The sequence below is a fragment of the Arthrobacter sp. Sr33 genome (genome assembly GCF_054511195.1).
Genome location: NZ_JBTNDD010000013.1, coordinates 22,983 through 37,267, shown reverse-complemented (window position 1 = coordinate 37,267; position 14,285 = coordinate 22,983). Strand labels below are relative to the sequence as shown.

Here is a 14,285-nt window from a genome sequence, read left to right as displayed (position 1 = left end):
TCACTCGACAGTGTTGACGAGAGGGGAGCGGCCAATGAGTGAGATCCTGGTTCGTGCTTCGGGCGGTGAGTGGGTAGAGCCGATAAAACATGGATTCGGCCGTGAAGCTGAATTACAGCACATCCTGGCCGAATACCCTCAGCTGATTCCTGGTGTCCAGGCTGGCGCTGCGGCGTGCACGGAGTTTCAGTCGGGGGCTGGTCCTGCCGACGTCGTCGTAGTGAATACAAACGGTTCGCTGACGCTCGTCGAATGCAAGCTGGCGTCGAATCCGCAGATCCGCAGAGAGATTATCGGACAGTTATTCGACTACGCTTCCGGGTTCTTCAACATGCATATTGACGAGTTTGAGGGACGGTGGGAAGTCCGCACTGGGAAGTCTCTTGAGCTCAGTTTCGGACTAGCCCAAGGAGGTCTCAGGGAGGCCGTCGCGGACAATCTACAAGCAGGCCGGTTCAGCGTTGTGCTGGCGGTGGATGCTATCAACTTAGAGCTGAAGCGGATGGTTGAGTACCTGAACGCGATGTCCGGTGCGGGGACTTCCGTCATCGCCGTCGAGTACGTGCGGCATTACGGTTCAGGGTTTGAAGTCCTGATGCCACGCACCTACGGCTTGGAACTAGCTGAGGCGAAGGTGTCAGCCACGAACAGATCCAAGGACAGATGGACTCTTGAACAGCATCGCAGCTGGATTGAGGCTAACGACCCGGCGAACCTGGGGAGGTTCGAATCGATTGCTCATATCGCAGCTGTTGTGGACATTCCGTTTGTCGGCTCACCAGTCGGTGGGAAGTCGACTGTGCCAGCTGGCGGACTGCGGATTATTCGGGGATCGACCGGCGAGATTGGAACGGTCTACATTTACCACTACAGGAGTCAGTCCTCGTCAATGGAGTTCAGTTTCACCAAAGCACCAGCCGTGCTGGCTCAGGATGAGGAGGCCAGAACGGCTTTTGCCGCGTTTCTCGACGAGCTCGGACTGATCCCGGAGCTGAGCGCCGCCGCCGACATACTGCGGACATCTAATTGCGCACGCCACCCCAACGTTCCGTTGGCGAACCTGTCAGATGACAGCATCAAGAAAGTAGTGAACGCGCTGCATCGGCTGGTGAGCTAAGCTCGCCGCCCCTTCGGACTCGTCGCAGCCCGCACGCAATCACCGTCCGGTTTCAGTGGCGTTCTCGGGACTGGATTCAGTCACGGCTTTCTTGGGCGACCGCTGGGCTTCGATTTGGCCCGCTGCATGGATCACTACATCCCCGGCAGCCTTTGCAAACCCAGCAGGGACGGCCTTCGCGACAGACGAGACCGTCGTCGTCGTGGTCTTGGCGATATCGGACAGGGACTTCCGCCACGTCTCGCGTTCGATTTCCTTCTGGCGCAGGCCGTCCAGGCCGTAGATTTCGGCAAAGGTTTGGATCAGCTGGCTGGCGCTTTCAGCGGAATCCAGCAGCGAACGGCTCTTTTGTGGGCTGCGAACACGATTGAAGTCGCTGACGTTAGCGGCGGATGTCAGTGCGTCCAACAATGACTGCAGACGGCTAGCGGCAGCATGCTCCCGTCGGGCTGCTGACCGTTGAATTGATTTGGCATGTGCTTCAACCGCTCCGGGGTCTCGTTGACGCAAATGAACAAGTTCGAGCGTTTCGAGGCGCTGCTGATTCGCCTGGCAAGCTGCCAGAATCACTAGCCATGAACGCAGTTCGTTGTGCGCGGCGGTCTCAGCAGCGTTCACCTTGTCGGCGAATGAGCGAGCACTCAGCGACCGCGTGTGGTTATCGATCTGAGCCAAAGCATATGAGCTTGCCTGTGCAAGGGCAGTGGCGTGGCCTGCGACTTGTGACCATGCCGTGTCAGTGATCCCGCCGGTATCCTCGTAAAGCTCGAACGCGCGGAGGAGTACCTGAGTGAGGCCTTGGACGTCACCGAGGGCCTGGGCTCGGTTGTCCTCAAGAAGGCGATCCAGCTTAACGTCCATCGCTTTCGCCAGATCCTCAAGCTGCGCGACTGCGCTCCGAAGGGCCATCGTTGCTGTCAGAGTAGCCAAATTCGACATCACGAGTGGGTTCATGCCGCCCGTAGTGAACTGGGTGAAAGAGTCGATTCGGCCATTGGTTCCCCGGATCACTCCGCTGAACAGACCGTTTTGGGGAAGGTTGAATTTCGCCAGTTCGACGAGCCGCAAGTGGGACTCAGGAGTGAGTTGCACCCAACTGCCGTCCAAAGCCGTCAAGACTGCCCCGAGCCCTGTGATTTGCGCAACGAGATCGGCGGTTGCCTTGCCAGTGTTCCCCTGGTGGCTGGGGTCAACATCCAACCGCATAAGTAGGTTACCGATCAGATCTGGGTCCCCTGCAAGAACAGCCGTGTTCCCGGAAATATGAATCCCGACTTCGTTCGTTGATTCGTTCACTTGTGAATTGTGGCACAAGTCGGCGGCAACCTGGTCCAACGAATAAGAGGTGTCGCTGTGTCGATACCCTCGTCTACCGTCAAGACATAAATTGTTGAACAACCTGTAGGGTCATCTCCAATGCTAAATGTGACTCCAGTCACCTTAACGTAGGACGGCCCCCATGACAGATACTGAGAAAACCGAAGGGGCCGAAGCGGATAGAGGATTGCGAATGCGGGTTTCCGAACTCGCTAAGTTTGGAAGCGGGCTACCGGTCGGGCACTGGGGTGGACGGTATCTGTGGCAATTATCTGAATCTACGAGGCTCAGAGTTGCGTGGATGGAAACTGGAGAGAGGTCCGCGCGCGACGCCGGGCGGGTCCTGCTAGAAGAGTTCCTGGATCTGCACGGTCAACTACCCTTCGCCAACCTTCGTAGGTAACTGATCGCTGTATTCACTCGCCAGCTAGGCGACTATTTTGGAGGACAGGATCTGCTGTCGCCGGGCGCGCATCCTTAGAAGCAACCACACTGTGCGCGGGACCGGCCACAGGATAGCCAGAGCCAGCACCGGGACCAGCGAGAGGCCGACGTCGGGGAACTGACGGATGATGACGAACAGGTGAGTGTCGAACTGGGTAGGGGCGTAGGCGAGGCATAGCCACAGCGTGAACCCGTCGAGGGCGAGCGCCGCGGCGGCCCAAGCCGGCAGGGCCTGCGGTTTCCGGGTAGTTGCCCCTCTTGTGTGCCGAAGGAGCCGAAGCGTCAGCCCCAGGCTGAGCAACTGGGCCAGCAGCAGTCCGAATCCGACCGCCCAACTGGAGCGTTGCAGCCAGCAGGATGGTCTCCGCATGCCGCACCTGCACTTCGGTTGTCAGTCTGTTTACGGTAGGGCTGGGCTGGAGGGAACACAATAGGTCGCAGATTCATCACCCCACCCGCCATGGACCGTTTGCCACCCGTTCACCCGAAAGTATGGTCGCAGTCACATTTCCATGGTTATTATGTACGCGCATACATTTCTCGTTCCTTCGTTTGTCGGGGCATGATGTATGCGCATACATTGACTGAACTTCTTCACGCCAGAACCCTCGGGTTCTCGGCTTGTCTTCTATGAATGGAACGCAACGATGAGCAAAGCTGCTTTTTCCTGGTCCAAGGCTGCGGTGCTGACTGCCTCGGTACTTCTCCTGACTGCTTGTGGGGCGGGTGACGATTCCGGGGATTCACAATCCGGAGCCTCACGCGAAGACACCACCCTGATTGTTTACTCCAACTCGGTCAGCGACGGACGCGGCGAATGGCTCACCGACCGGGCAGAAACCGAAGGCTTCAACATCGAGTTGGTCGATCTGGGCGCCGGTGACATCCAGAACAGGCTGATCGCCGAAAAGGGCAACCCCGCGGCCGACGTCGCCTTCGGCCCCACCAACGTTCAGTTTGAGAGCCTCAAGGAAGCTGAAGTACTCGAGAACTACACGCCGGAGTGGGCGAGCGAGGTCGAAGAGTACGTGGCGGGTGGCGAGGACGGAGCATTCTGGCCGATCGTCCGCGAACCCATCATGCTCATCCACAACACCGAGGCCTACCCCGCCGGTGAAGGCCCCCAGAGCTGGCCCGAGCTGTGGGAAAACGAAAAGTTCCACGGCAAATACGAAACCCAGACCGTCCTGGGCGGTGGCACCACCCGCATGGTGATCACCGGCATCCTGGCCCCCTACTTTGACGAGAATGGGAAGCTCGGGGTGAGCGATGAGGGCTGGACCGCTATCGAAGAGTTCTTTGCCAACGGCAACCCCTCAATCGAAGGAACCGATCTGTTCGCACGCATGGCCAACGGTGAGGTGAACGCCGGCCAGATGTGGCTCGCCGGCAAGTTCAGCCGCGAGGAAGAATACGGAATCACCACCGAGGCCGCCAACCCCGAGACCGGCGTTCCCTTCGTCTACCAGAACATCGGTCTGGTAGCCGGCAGCGAGAACCAGGAAGTATCGCAGGAGTTCATCGACTGGTTCGGCTCCGCAGAAGTCCAGGCCGCCTGGTCCCAGGAGTTCTTTACCGCACCGACCAACGCCGCCGCCATTGAGGACGCCAACGCTGAGGCAGTCGAAGCCACCAGCGCCTTCACCGAACAGGACATCGATTGGGCCGTCGTCGCCGAAAACGTCGACGCCTGGATGGAAGAAATCGAACTGAACTACATCAAGCTCTAACCCCTCGACCTCGCCGTCGGCGCCGTTCTACCCGAAAAGGAGCACCCCATGATTACCTACTCCGACGTCGAGGTCCGCTTTCAAGACTTCCTCGCACTGCCCCAGTTCAACCTGACGGTCCAGGAGGGCGAATTCTTCACCCTCCTGGGCCCGTCCGGCTGCGGCAAAACCACCGCACTGCGCACCCTCGCCGGACTCATCGCCCCCTCGCAGGGCTCCATCTCCATCGCCGGCAAGGACGTGACCCGGCTGCGCAGCGACCAGCGCGAGCTCGGCATGGTCTTCCAGAACTACGCGCTGTTCCCCTCCATGAGCGTCTTCGAAAACATCGCCTTCGGGCTCCGGGCCAAACGCAAGCCGAAGGCTGAAGTGAACGACGCCGTCGCGCAGATCGCCCGCGAGGTGGATCTGACGCCCGAACAACTTCAAAAGAACGTCGCCGAACTTTCCGGCGGCCAGCAGCAGCGGGTGGCCATCGCGCGGTCCCTGGTGCTGCGGCCAAAAATCCTGCTATTGGACGAGCCGCTGTCGAACCTGGACGCGAAACTGCGCCAGCAGCTCCGCGGTCAGCTGAAAGACCTGCAGCGTCAGTTCGGCATCACCACCGTCTACGTCACACATGACCAGGACGAAGCCCTCTCAATGTCTGACCGGATCGCGGTGCTCAACAAGGGGCGGATCGAGCAGGTGGGAACCCCCCACGAGATCTACGTCCGATCGGCCACCGAGTTTGTCTGCACCTTCATTGGCGACGTCAACCGGCTCACTCCCCAGCTGGTGGAACGCCTCGCTGCGGCGCCAGGCTCTGAGCTAAAGCCCGACGCCGTCACCTACCTTCGCACCGAGCGGGTAACAATCGTCCCCGACGAGGCAGGGGCCTCCGCCTACACCATCGGCGGAACCATCAAGGAACGCTCCTACCAGGGCACCAGCTCCACCTATTCAGTGGATTGCGGCGACAACGGAATGCTGCGAACCATCATGAGGGAGGACGACACTGACTACCGGACCGGGGATTGGGTGACACTGGCCTTGCACCCCGACCATCTCCTGCAGTACCCCGACGGCGATCAGGCCAGTCCTGGCTCCGGTCTGCAGGGAACAGGCAACCAGACAGCCGAAAAATCCGATGGACAGGCAGTCCTCCGGTGACCAACGTGCGCCAGATGCTGCGCAACCCGCTCTTCCTGGTCCTGACGCTGTTCCTGACCTGGTTCATTTTCACGTTCCTCCTGATGCCGAACTTCGCGATCCTGCGGTCGGTCTTCGTCTCGCCCGAGGGAAGCCTGACGTTTCGATCGGTCGAGCGCCTCCTGTCCTCCGAACGAGCCGTCGATGCACTGCGCAACAGCTTTGTCCTCGCCATCATTCTCTCGGTGACGGTCAACATCGTCGGTATTTTCATCGTCCTCGTCACCAGGTTCTACGACATCAAGGGCGGGCGCATCCTGTGGCTCGGCTACGCGACAACCCTCATCTACGGGGGAGTGGTCCTGGTCGCCGGGTACAAGACGGTGTACGGGCCGAACGGTGTCCTCACCCAGGTCATTGGTTCAGTGCTGCCGGGCATTGACCCGCAATGGTTCTCCGGGATGATCGCCGTGATCTTCGTGATGACCATTTCGTCCACCGGCTACCACCTGCTGTTCATGTCGGCAGCAATCGCCCGGGTGGATTACCAGACGGTCGAGGCCGCCCGGATGATGGGCGGGTCCGACTGGGCCGTGCTGCGCCGGGTGGTGCTGCCGATGCTGAAGCCGATCATCTTTGCGATCACCATCCTGACCTTCCTCGCCGGGCTGGCTGCGCTCGCCGCCCCCCAGATTCTTGGCGGTGAGTTCCAGACCATTACCCCGATGATCCTCGCCTTCGCCAACAGTCCAACCTCACGGGACCTGGCCGCCACGCTGGCCATCATCCTGGGCATCTCAACCATCGCCCTGCTGGCGCTGATGAACCGCTTCGAGAAGGGCGGCGTGTACTTCTCCGTCTCCAAGGTGCCAGTGGCACTGCAGAAGCAGAAGATCCAGAACCGTACCGCCAACATCGTGGTGCACGTGATGGCCTATGTCCTGTTCCTCATCTACGTCCTGCCGCCAGCACTGATCGTGTTGTTCTCCTTCACAGACGCCCGCTCAATCAACTCCGGGACGATCAGCCTGGACAGCTTCACCCTGGAGAACTACATCAATGTCCTGACCGAAGAGCGCGGCTACCGGCCCTTCCTGGTCAGCATTGGCTACGGTGCGGTGACCGCCGTCGTCGTCATTGTCCTGATGCTTTTCACCGCGCGGATGATCCAGCGGTACCGGAACAAGCTGACGATTGTGATGGAATACCTGCTGCACATCCCCTGGATCCTGCCGACCACCATGATTGCGCTGGGACTGATCCTGACCTTCGACCACGCCCAACCTCTGGTGGGTGGCCAGGTCCTCACCGGAACGGTCGGGATCCTCGCGATCGCGTACGTGATCGTGAAGATCCCTTTCACGTTCAGGTTGCTGAAGGCGGCGTTCGCCGGGGTCCCCGACAACGTCGAGGACGCCGCAGCAATTCTTGGCGCCGGTTCAATGTATACGTTCCGCAGGGTCCTGGTTCCGCTGGTGTTGCCGGCGGCTGCGGCCATCACCGCGCTGAACTTCAACAGCCTGCTGGACGACTACGACACCGCGGTGTTCCTCTCGCACCCGATCTATCAGCCGCTGGGTGTGGTGATCCGCAACGCCACCACCGGGGACCAGATCAACGACACCACCGCGCTGACCTTCGTCTACACGGTGCTGCTGATGATCATCTCCACGTTCACCATGTGGCTGGTCTATGGGCGGAAGTCAGCAAGCGACCGGGCCAACAAGCGCCAACGGAAGGCTGTCGCCGGGTCGCAGGGCCCGGCGGCGTCCACAGTGGAACCCGCCGACAAGGCACCCGTTCGCAACGACAGCTTGCCCTGATCCATTCACAACCTAAGGATGTCCATGTTCGGGCAAGACCAGTTCCACTCCATCAACTCGCTCCTCAACAACAGGTTCGCCGAGAAGAACCCCCTGGTGGCCGTGCACCGCGGAACCGGGTTAGGCATGATCGTCGAGAACACCTCGCACGCCGTGACGGCTGCGCTCCGCAGCGGCGCCGACATGGTGGAAATCGATGTCATCCAATCCACCGACGGAGGTTTCTACGTCTTCCACGACGGCACCGAACCGGAGAACTTCGGGATCGATCACCTCATCACCACCCTCAGCACCGTCGAGGTTGACGAGCTGGTCTACACCCAGAAGACCGCGGCGCCCCGGGTCCACGTCGAGAAACTCGAGCACACCCTGACCTCTTTCCCCGAGGTGCTGTTCAACATCGATCGCTCCTGGTTCTACTGGGACCTGCTGCTGCCCTGGCTTGACCAGTTCGACATGGCCGGGCAACTCATCCTCAAGGCGCCCCCGACACAGGTGGCGATGGATCTCCTCCGCGCCCACCCGGTGAAGTACCCGCTGGTGGCCATCGTCTCCAGCCAGGAACAGCTGGCCGCGGTGCTCGAGGACCCGGAGATCAATCTCGTCGGCGTCGAACTGCTGGCGGACAGCCCGTCCCATGTGTTCTGCGACCCTGCGGTGGCGAAGGCCTTCCAGGACCGGGGGCTGCTGGTTTACCTGAATGCGTTGAACCTCAGCGACGGAACGGTCCTGATGGCGGGCTGGGATGACAATCTGTCGGTGACCGGCAACCCGGATGACGGCTGGGGGCGCCTCGTCGGCCTGGGCGCCGATGTTATCCAGACCGACTGGCCTGCGCTGCTGAACGCCTACCTTGGCCGGGATATCCGCGGACTAAGCTGGCAATCAAGTGCACACTCAATGCAGCGGAGCTAGCGGTGAGGATGGATCGCTTGGCAGAGAAGAAGAACGACGACGCCAGACCGGCCTCTGCGTGGTCGAAGGTCACCATGTCCGACGTCGCACGGGAAGCCAACGTGTCGACGGCAACCGTGTCCCGGTTTCTCGACGGGATGGTGCCGGTCCTGGAGCCCACCAGGGCCAAGGTGATGGAGGCGATCAAGAAGACCGGCTACATCCGCAACGAGGCCGCCACGCGGTTGGCACGCGGAACCTCCGACACCGTCGGACTGCTGATCCGCGACCCGAACAACCCGTACTACGGAATCCTGCATTCCGAACTGCAGCTCGGTGCGGCCGAGCATAAACTCCACCTGCTGACCGTCGCATCCCCTCCGGGGTTCAACCCGATGACTGAAAACTTCGGACTCCGCCGGCTGCTCGAGCAACGGGTCGGCGGCATCCTCGTCGCCACCGGTACGATCGCGCCCGATGAGCTGTCCTCGTTTGTCCGCGACGTTCCCACGGTCGTTCTGGGTCGGCCCGAGGAACATCCGACCCTGAACACCGTGTCGCTGGACGAGGTTGCCAATGCCCGGCTGATTGTCGACGCCGTCCTCTCCTGCGGGCACAAGGACATCGTCGTCACGTTCCCCGAAACCAACCACTCGGGTCTGCTCATCGAGCATCTGCGTGGCACCTGGTTGACCCGCCACCTACGGGAAGCCGGAGCCAACGTCATCACCGTTGACACGCCTTCCTTGGCGTCGGCCGATATCGAATCAACTCACCGGCAGGTCATCGACCTGGTGCGGGACCAGCAGGTGACTGCGGCCCTCTTCACCTCTGATATGAAACTGCTGGGCTTCCTCAAGGCCGCCCAGGAAGCCGGCATCCGGGTCCCCGAGGACGTTTCCGCCACGGGATTTGACGGCCTGCTCCCCGGCACCGAGTTGTTGGGGCTGGCCACGGTGCGGCTGCCCGTGGAGGCGCTGGCCAGGCGCGGCATGGAAATCATTCACGAGGAAATGGTCAGCGACGCCAGGCTGCCGGTCCGCCATGAGTCGCTGGTCGGATCGTTCCTGCCCGGACGCACCCTGGCAGCACGGCCTCCCCAATAGCGTGGATGGGCGGTTCTTGGGGGGATCGCCCATCCCACATTCAAAACCTCGGGCGGAGGCTCCAGGGGTCACTGCGGCAGAATGACAGCTACCTCCCAGGGGTCAAAAACAAAATTGTTGAACAATACCTTGCGCAGATTGTTCAACAACCTGTAGGGTCGTTCCAATACAAAATGTGACTCCAGTCACCTTGAAGTTACGGACGGGCCCATGGCAGATACCGAGAACAAACCGAAGCTGAGCTCCTCTGCTCGGCGCACCGCGCTGCTGGGAGCCATGTTCCTCATGGCGACCAGCGCCATTGGGCCTGGCTTCATCACCCAGACCACAGTGTTCACCGCCCAGATCGGCGCAGCGTTCGCGTTCGCCATCCTGGCGTCGATCCTCATCGACATCGCCGTGCAGATGAATGTCTGGCGGGTCATCGGCGTTTCCGGGCTGCGTGCCCATGAGCTCGGCAACAAGGTCCTTCCCGGCGTCGGTTGGTTCCTGGCCGGCCTGGTCTTCATTGGCGGGGTGGTCTTCAACATCGGCAACATCGCCGGCACCGGGCTCGGCGCCAACGCGATGCTCGGTATCGACCCGAAGATTGGCGGCGCGATCTCCGCCGTCATCGCCATCATGATTTTCGTCAGCAAAAGGGCTGGCATGGCGCTGGACCGGATTGTGGTGTTCCTCGGCGCCATCATGATCCTCCTGATGATCTACGTGGCCATTGTCGCCGCTCCTCCCGTCGGCGAGGCCCTCAAGAACGCGATCCTCCCCGAACAGATCGACTTCCTCATCATCACCACCCTGGTCGGCGGGACCGTCGGTGGCTACATCACCTACGCCGGTGCCCACCGCATGCTCGACTCCGGGGTCACCGGTCCGGACAACGTCGGGGAAATCACCCGCAGCTCGGTGATCGGCATCCTGGTCACCGGAGTCATGCGGGTGCTGCTGTTCCTGGCGATCTTCGGCGTCGTCGCCGGCGGTGCGGTACTGACCAGCGACAACATGGCCGCAGAGGCCTTCGGTATTGCGGCCGGCGAGATCGGCATGCGGGTCTTCGGCATCGTCCTCTGGGCCGCCGCAATCACCTCGGTGATCGGAGCCGCGTTCACCTCGGTCTCCTTCATCACCACCTCAAAGACTCCCGAACGCAAGCGGAACCTCATCACGGTCGCGTTCATCGCCGGTTGCGCCGTGGCCTACCTGTTCCTCGGCCAGGCACCACAGGAACTGCTGATCTTCGCAGGCGCGTTCAACGGTCTGATTCTGCCGGTCGGCTTCGGTGTGCTGCTCTTTGTGGCCTGGCGTCGCCGCGACCTGATGCATGGCTACGTCTACCCCAAGTGGCTGTTGACCATCGGCATCATCACCTGGTTCCTCACCCTGTTCCTCGGCTACACCTCCATCACCGGGCTGGCAAAGCTGTGGGGCTGATCAAGCTGCCGGCCGATCCGGCCGCGATGCTTCCCGCCGATGCCCGGGCCGCCTTCCGCGCCGGACTGGTGAGCCCGACGTCGGGCTGGTCCCGCGGCTACGCGCAGGTGAACGTGTTGGCGATCCCGCGGGAGCAGGCGTTCGATCTGCTCCTCTTCGCCCAGCGCAATCCAAAGCCGTGCCCCATCCTCGGAGTGTTGGAGCCGGGCGAAACCACCGGGCCGCTGCTGGCCGGCGGCGACATCCGGACCGACGTCCCCAAGTACACCGTCTATCACGACGGCGTCCTGGTGGACGAGCCCACCGACATTACCGAGCACTGGCGCGATGACCTGGTGACGTTCCTGTTCGGCTGCTCCTTCACCTTCGAGACCGCGCTGCAGGACGGCGGCGTCAGGATTGCACACATCGACCAGGGCGTGAACGTGCCGATGTACCGGACGAACCGGGAGGCCGCCCCGGCTGGTGCCATGTCCGGGCCGCTGGTGGTGTCCATGCGCCCGGTTCCGGCTGCCCAGGTGGCCGACGCCGTCCGCATCACCTCCCGCTACCCGGCCGTCCACGGCGCACCGGTGCACGTGGGGAATCCGGAGGAGTTGGGTGTCGACCTGGGTTCGCCGGACTTTGGCGATGCGGTGCAGATCCCCGAGGGTCATCTTCCGGTGTTCTGGGCCTGCGGGGTCACCCCGCAGGCGGCGGTGATGCAGTCACGGCCGCCGCTGGCGATCGGCCACGCGCCGGGACACATGCTCATCACCGATGCCCGGGACAGCGATTACCTGGTGCCCTGACTGTTGGTGTCCTAGGACGCTTCGTCGGCGAGGTGGCCCAGGAGCTCGGCCTCGGCCGAGTCCAGGTAGGCACGCAGCCCTGCAGCGGCTTCGTCACGCTGCCCGGCCCGGAGCCGCTCGACCAGCTGCACGTTGCGGTCCACATAGTGGCTGTGAAAGTCAGGGGCCGACGCCATCGCGTGGAACACCAGCCTCATCTCGGCGAGCACCCGGTCCATCAGCGTGCGCAGCGATTCGCTGCCGGTCAGGCCGACGACGGCGCTGTGCAGCGCCTGGTTGGCGTCGGCCATGTCCGGCACCGATCCGGCGTCGCGCGCCGCCTGGGCCCGCCGGACAATGGCTTCCATGTTCTCAAGGACCTCGGGGGTGACCTCGCCCCACAGGGCGGCGGCGGGTTCGATCATCCGGCGGACGCGGTAAATCTCGCGTACTTCCTCGGCTCCCGGGGATGCCACAAACACGCCGCGATTGGGGATCCGCGTGACAATCGACTCGCCGGCAAGCGTGGAGAACGCTTCACGCAGGGTATTGCGGGAAACGCGGAGCGCCGTCGACAACGACTGCTCCGACAACTTGGACCCCGGCGTCAGCTCGCCGGCGGCGATCCGACCCCGCAGGACGGTCGCGATCCACGCCGCCGTGTGCGCGTGCTCGGCCGAACCCGAACCCGAACGAGATGCCCCGTTATCCAGCTCTGCGGCTGCTGCTCTAGCCATGCCTTCCCCCAACATCGTCACCAACAGATGTTAGCCGACCGTGCTGAGAACCTTCCCCAGGACTTCTCCGCGCGCGACGGCGCCACCCGGCTCCTGCCCGCCGCGCTGGAACGTGCCGGCCGACGTGGAGAGCACCTCGGTTTCCATCTTCATGGCCTCCACGACGGCGACGGGCTGGCCCGCGGTGATCGTGGCGCCGTCATCGGCCAGCCACTTCACCAGGGTGCCGCCCATCGAAGCGGTGACTGCGCCGTCGTCGTTCGTTGCAGTGTCGGGGGACTGTGCGGCGGCGTTTCCGTTAGCGTTGTCGCCACCGTTCATTAGCGCGGCGAAGACCTCGGGAGGCAATCCCAGCTGGACCGCTTTGCCGTCGATTTCCACGGTGAGGGTTTCCCTGCGGGCGAGTGGACCAGTGGTGCCACTCGACAACGCGGCGTCCAGCCGTTCAGCGAAGGCATTCTCGATCCAGGTGGTGTAGACGCCGAGCCGTTCCGGGTTGGTGAAGTCGGGTTCCCGCACCACCGCGCGGTGGAAAGGAATCACCGTGGGGAGGCCTTCGATCCGCAGTTCGTCGAGCGCAGCGCGGGCCCGGCGGAGAGCCTGCGGCCGGTCTTCGCCGTGGACGATGAGCTTGGCCATCAGCGAGTCGTACTCGGCGGGGACGCTGGAGCCGGAGCGCACCCCGGTGTCCACGCGGATGCCCGCACCGGTGGGCGCCTCGAATACGTCAATCGGGCCGGGGGAGGGCAGGAACCCGCGGCCGGCGTCCTCGGCGTTGAGCCGGAACTCGATGGCGTGGCCCTGCGGCGCCGGATCCTCGGTGATGCTGACGGGCAGGCCAGCGGCGATCCGGAACTGTTCGCGGACCAGGTCGATGCCCGACGTCGCCTCGGTCACCGGATGCTCCACCTGCAGGCGGGTGTTGACCTCCAGGAAGGAGATCACGCCGTCGGGCGCCACCAGATACTCAACGGTGCCCGCGCTGGTGTACCCGGCCTCGCGGCAGATGGCGCGGGCCGACTCGTGGATGCGGGTGCGCTGATCATCGGTCAGGAACGGGGCGGGGGCCTCTTCGACAAGCTTCTGGTTGCGGCGCTGCAGGGAGCAGTCGCGGGTGCCGACGACGACGACGTTGCCGTGCGTATCGGCCAGGACCTGGGCCTCGACGTGACGCGGCTTGTCGAGGAACCGTTCGGCGAAGCACTCGCCGCGCCCGAACGCGACGGTCGCCTCGCGGACCGCCGACTCAAACGCGTCGTCGATATCTTCCATCCGGTGGGCGATCCGCATCCCGCGACCGCCGCCGCCGTAGGCCGCCTTGATGGCGACGGGGACGCCGAACTCCTCGGCGAACGCCCGGACTTCCTCGGCGTTGGCGACCGGTCCGTCGGATCCGGGGACCAGCGGGGCGCCGACCTTGACCGCGATCTCGCGGGCGGTGACCTTGTTGCCCAGGCTGCGGATGGCATCGGGTGACGGGCCGATCCAGATCAGTCCGGCGTCCTGCACGGCGTCGGCGAAGTCGGCGTTCTCGGAGAGGAAGCCGTAGCCGGGGTGCACGGCGTCGGCGCCGGCCTGCTTCGCGATAGCGAGGATCTTGTCCATGTTGAGGTACGTGTCGGCGCTGGCCGACCCGCCGAGGGCGTACGCCTCGTCGCTGAGGCGAACGTGGAGGGCGTCGGCGTCGGGCTCGGAGTACACGGCCACCGAGGTCAGCTCCGCGTCGGTGCACGCGCGGGCGATGCGGACAGCGATTTCCCCGCGGTTGGCGATCAGGACCTTCTTCAT

Annotated in this window: 12 protein-coding genes; 8 read left to right on the top strand and 4 right to left on the bottom strand. The window is 63.0% G+C overall.

Annotation, left to right across the window (positions count from 1 at the left end; all coding sequences use genetic code 11):
• The first annotated feature begins 34 nt into the window (after positions 1-34).
• Positions 35-1,117, top strand: coding sequence for a hypothetical protein (locus ACX80T_RS15095; RefSeq protein WP_459304839.1), 1,083 nt, complete (start codon positions 35-37; stop codon positions 1,115-1,117).
• 39 nt (positions 1,118-1,156) lie between these two features.
• Here the strand turns inward: ACX80T_RS15095 and ACX80T_RS15090 are convergent, their stop codons facing one another.
• Together ACX80T_RS15090 and ACX80T_RS15085 are read right to left on the bottom strand one after the other, a co-directional pair.
• Positions 1,157-2,452, bottom strand: coding sequence for a hypothetical protein (locus tag ACX80T_RS15090; RefSeq protein ID WP_035748372.1), 1,296 nt, complete (start codon positions 2,450-2,452; stop codon positions 1,157-1,159).
• Between the two features lie 409 nt (positions 2,453-2,861).
• Positions 2,862-3,248: a hypothetical protein gene (locus ACX80T_RS15085; RefSeq protein ID WP_024477271.1), complete on the bottom strand. Its 387-nt coding sequence runs from the start codon at positions 3,246-3,248 to the stop codon at positions 2,862-2,864.
• A 277-nt stretch (positions 3,249-3,525) separates the two neighbouring features.
• Between ACX80T_RS15085 and ACX80T_RS15080 the strand changes: the two genes are divergently transcribed.
• The 7 genes from ACX80T_RS15080 to ACX80T_RS15050 all read left to right on the top strand — a co-directional run bounded on the left by ACX80T_RS15080 (position 3,526) and on the right by ACX80T_RS15050 (position 11,781).
• Positions 3,526-4,608 (top strand): extracellular solute-binding protein, encoded by a 1,083-nt coding sequence (locus tag ACX80T_RS15080; RefSeq protein WP_024477272.1) that lies wholly within the window; start codon positions 3,526-3,528, stop codon positions 4,606-4,608.
• 48 nt (positions 4,609-4,656) lie between these two features.
• The gene (locus ACX80T_RS15075; RefSeq protein WP_024477273.1) at positions 4,657-5,760 is read left to right on the top strand and encodes an ABC transporter ATP-binding protein; all 1,104 of its coding nucleotides are present in this window, start codon (positions 4,657-4,659) and stop codon (positions 5,758-5,760) included.
• A gap of 14 nt (positions 5,761-5,774) precedes the next feature.
• Positions 5,775-7,562 carry an ABC transporter permease gene (locus ACX80T_RS15070; protein ID WP_035748376.1) on the top strand — a complete coding sequence of 596 codons (1,788 nt, stop codon included), beginning with the start codon at positions 5,775-5,777 and terminating at the stop codon, positions 7,560-7,562.
• Positions 7,563-7,586: 24 nt separating this feature from the next.
• Positions 7,587-8,477, top strand: a complete 891-nt coding sequence (locus tag ACX80T_RS15065) for a glycerophosphodiester phosphodiesterase family protein (RefSeq protein ID WP_051317709.1) — start codon at positions 7,587-7,589, stop codon at positions 8,475-8,477.
• 17 nt (positions 8,478-8,494) lie between these two features.
• Positions 8,495-9,562, top strand: a complete 1,068-nt coding sequence (locus ACX80T_RS15060) for a LacI family DNA-binding transcriptional regulator (RefSeq protein WP_162148066.1) — start codon at positions 8,495-8,497, stop codon at positions 9,560-9,562.
• A 210-nt stretch (positions 9,563-9,772) separates the two neighbouring features.
• On the top strand, positions 9,773-10,990 hold the full coding sequence (locus tag ACX80T_RS15055) for an NRAMP family divalent metal transporter (RefSeq protein ID WP_019481894.1): 1,218 nt from the start codon (positions 9,773-9,775) through the stop codon (positions 10,988-10,990).
• Positions 10,991-11,016: 26 nt separating this feature from the next.
• On the top strand, positions 11,017-11,781 hold the full coding sequence (locus tag ACX80T_RS15050; protein WP_050994842.1) for a putative hydro-lyase: 765 nt from the start codon (positions 11,017-11,019) through the stop codon (positions 11,779-11,781).
• Between the two features lie 11 nt (positions 11,782-11,792).
• Here the strand turns inward: ACX80T_RS15050 and ACX80T_RS15045 are convergent, their stop codons facing one another.
• The gene (locus tag ACX80T_RS15045) at positions 11,793-12,497 is read right to left on the bottom strand and encodes a GntR family transcriptional regulator (protein WP_019481896.1); all 705 of its coding nucleotides are present in this window, start codon (positions 12,495-12,497) and stop codon (positions 11,793-11,795) included.
• A gap of 30 nt (positions 12,498-12,527) precedes the next feature.
• Positions 12,528-14,285 (bottom strand): acetyl/propionyl/methylcrotonyl-CoA carboxylase subunit alpha, encoded by a 1,758-nt coding sequence (locus ACX80T_RS15040; RefSeq protein WP_019481897.1) that lies wholly within the window; start codon positions 14,283-14,285, stop codon positions 12,528-12,530.

Excerpts from the sequence above, each read along its gene's own strand:
- ACX80T_RS15070 (WP_035748376.1), top strand. The coding sequence starts at position 5,775 with ATGCTGCGCAACCCGCTCTTCCTGGTCCTGACGCTGTTCCTGACCTGG.
- ACX80T_RS15040 (WP_019481897.1), bottom strand. The coding sequence starts at position 14,285 with ATGAAGAAGGTCCTGATCGCCAACCGCGGGGAAATCGCTGTCCGCATC.
- ACX80T_RS15050 (WP_050994842.1), top strand. The coding sequence starts at position 11,017 with ATGCTTCCCGCCGATGCCCGGGCCGCCTTCCGCGCCGGACTGGTGAGC.
- ACX80T_RS15080 (WP_024477272.1), top strand. The coding sequence starts at position 3,526 with ATGAGCAAAGCTGCTTTTTCCTGGTCCAAGGCTGCGGTGCTGACTGCC.
- ACX80T_RS15045 (WP_019481896.1), bottom strand. The coding sequence starts at position 12,497 with ATGGCTAGAGCAGCAGCCGCAGAGCTGGATAACGGGGCATCTCGTTCG.
- ACX80T_RS15075 (WP_024477273.1), top strand. The coding sequence starts at position 4,657 with ATGATTACCTACTCCGACGTCGAGGTCCGCTTTCAAGACTTCCTCGCA.
- ACX80T_RS15065 (WP_051317709.1), top strand. The coding sequence starts at position 7,587 with ATGTTCGGGCAAGACCAGTTCCACTCCATCAACTCGCTCCTCAACAAC.
- ACX80T_RS15085 (WP_024477271.1), bottom strand. The coding sequence starts at position 3,248 with ATGCGGAGACCATCCTGCTGGCTGCAACGCTCCAGTTGGGCGGTCGGA.
- ACX80T_RS15095 (WP_459304839.1), top strand. The coding sequence starts at position 35 with ATGAGTGAGATCCTGGTTCGTGCTTCGGGCGGTGAGTGGGTAGAGCCG.
- ACX80T_RS15055 (WP_019481894.1), top strand. The coding sequence starts at position 9,773 with ATGGCAGATACCGAGAACAAACCGAAGCTGAGCTCCTCTGCTCGGCGC.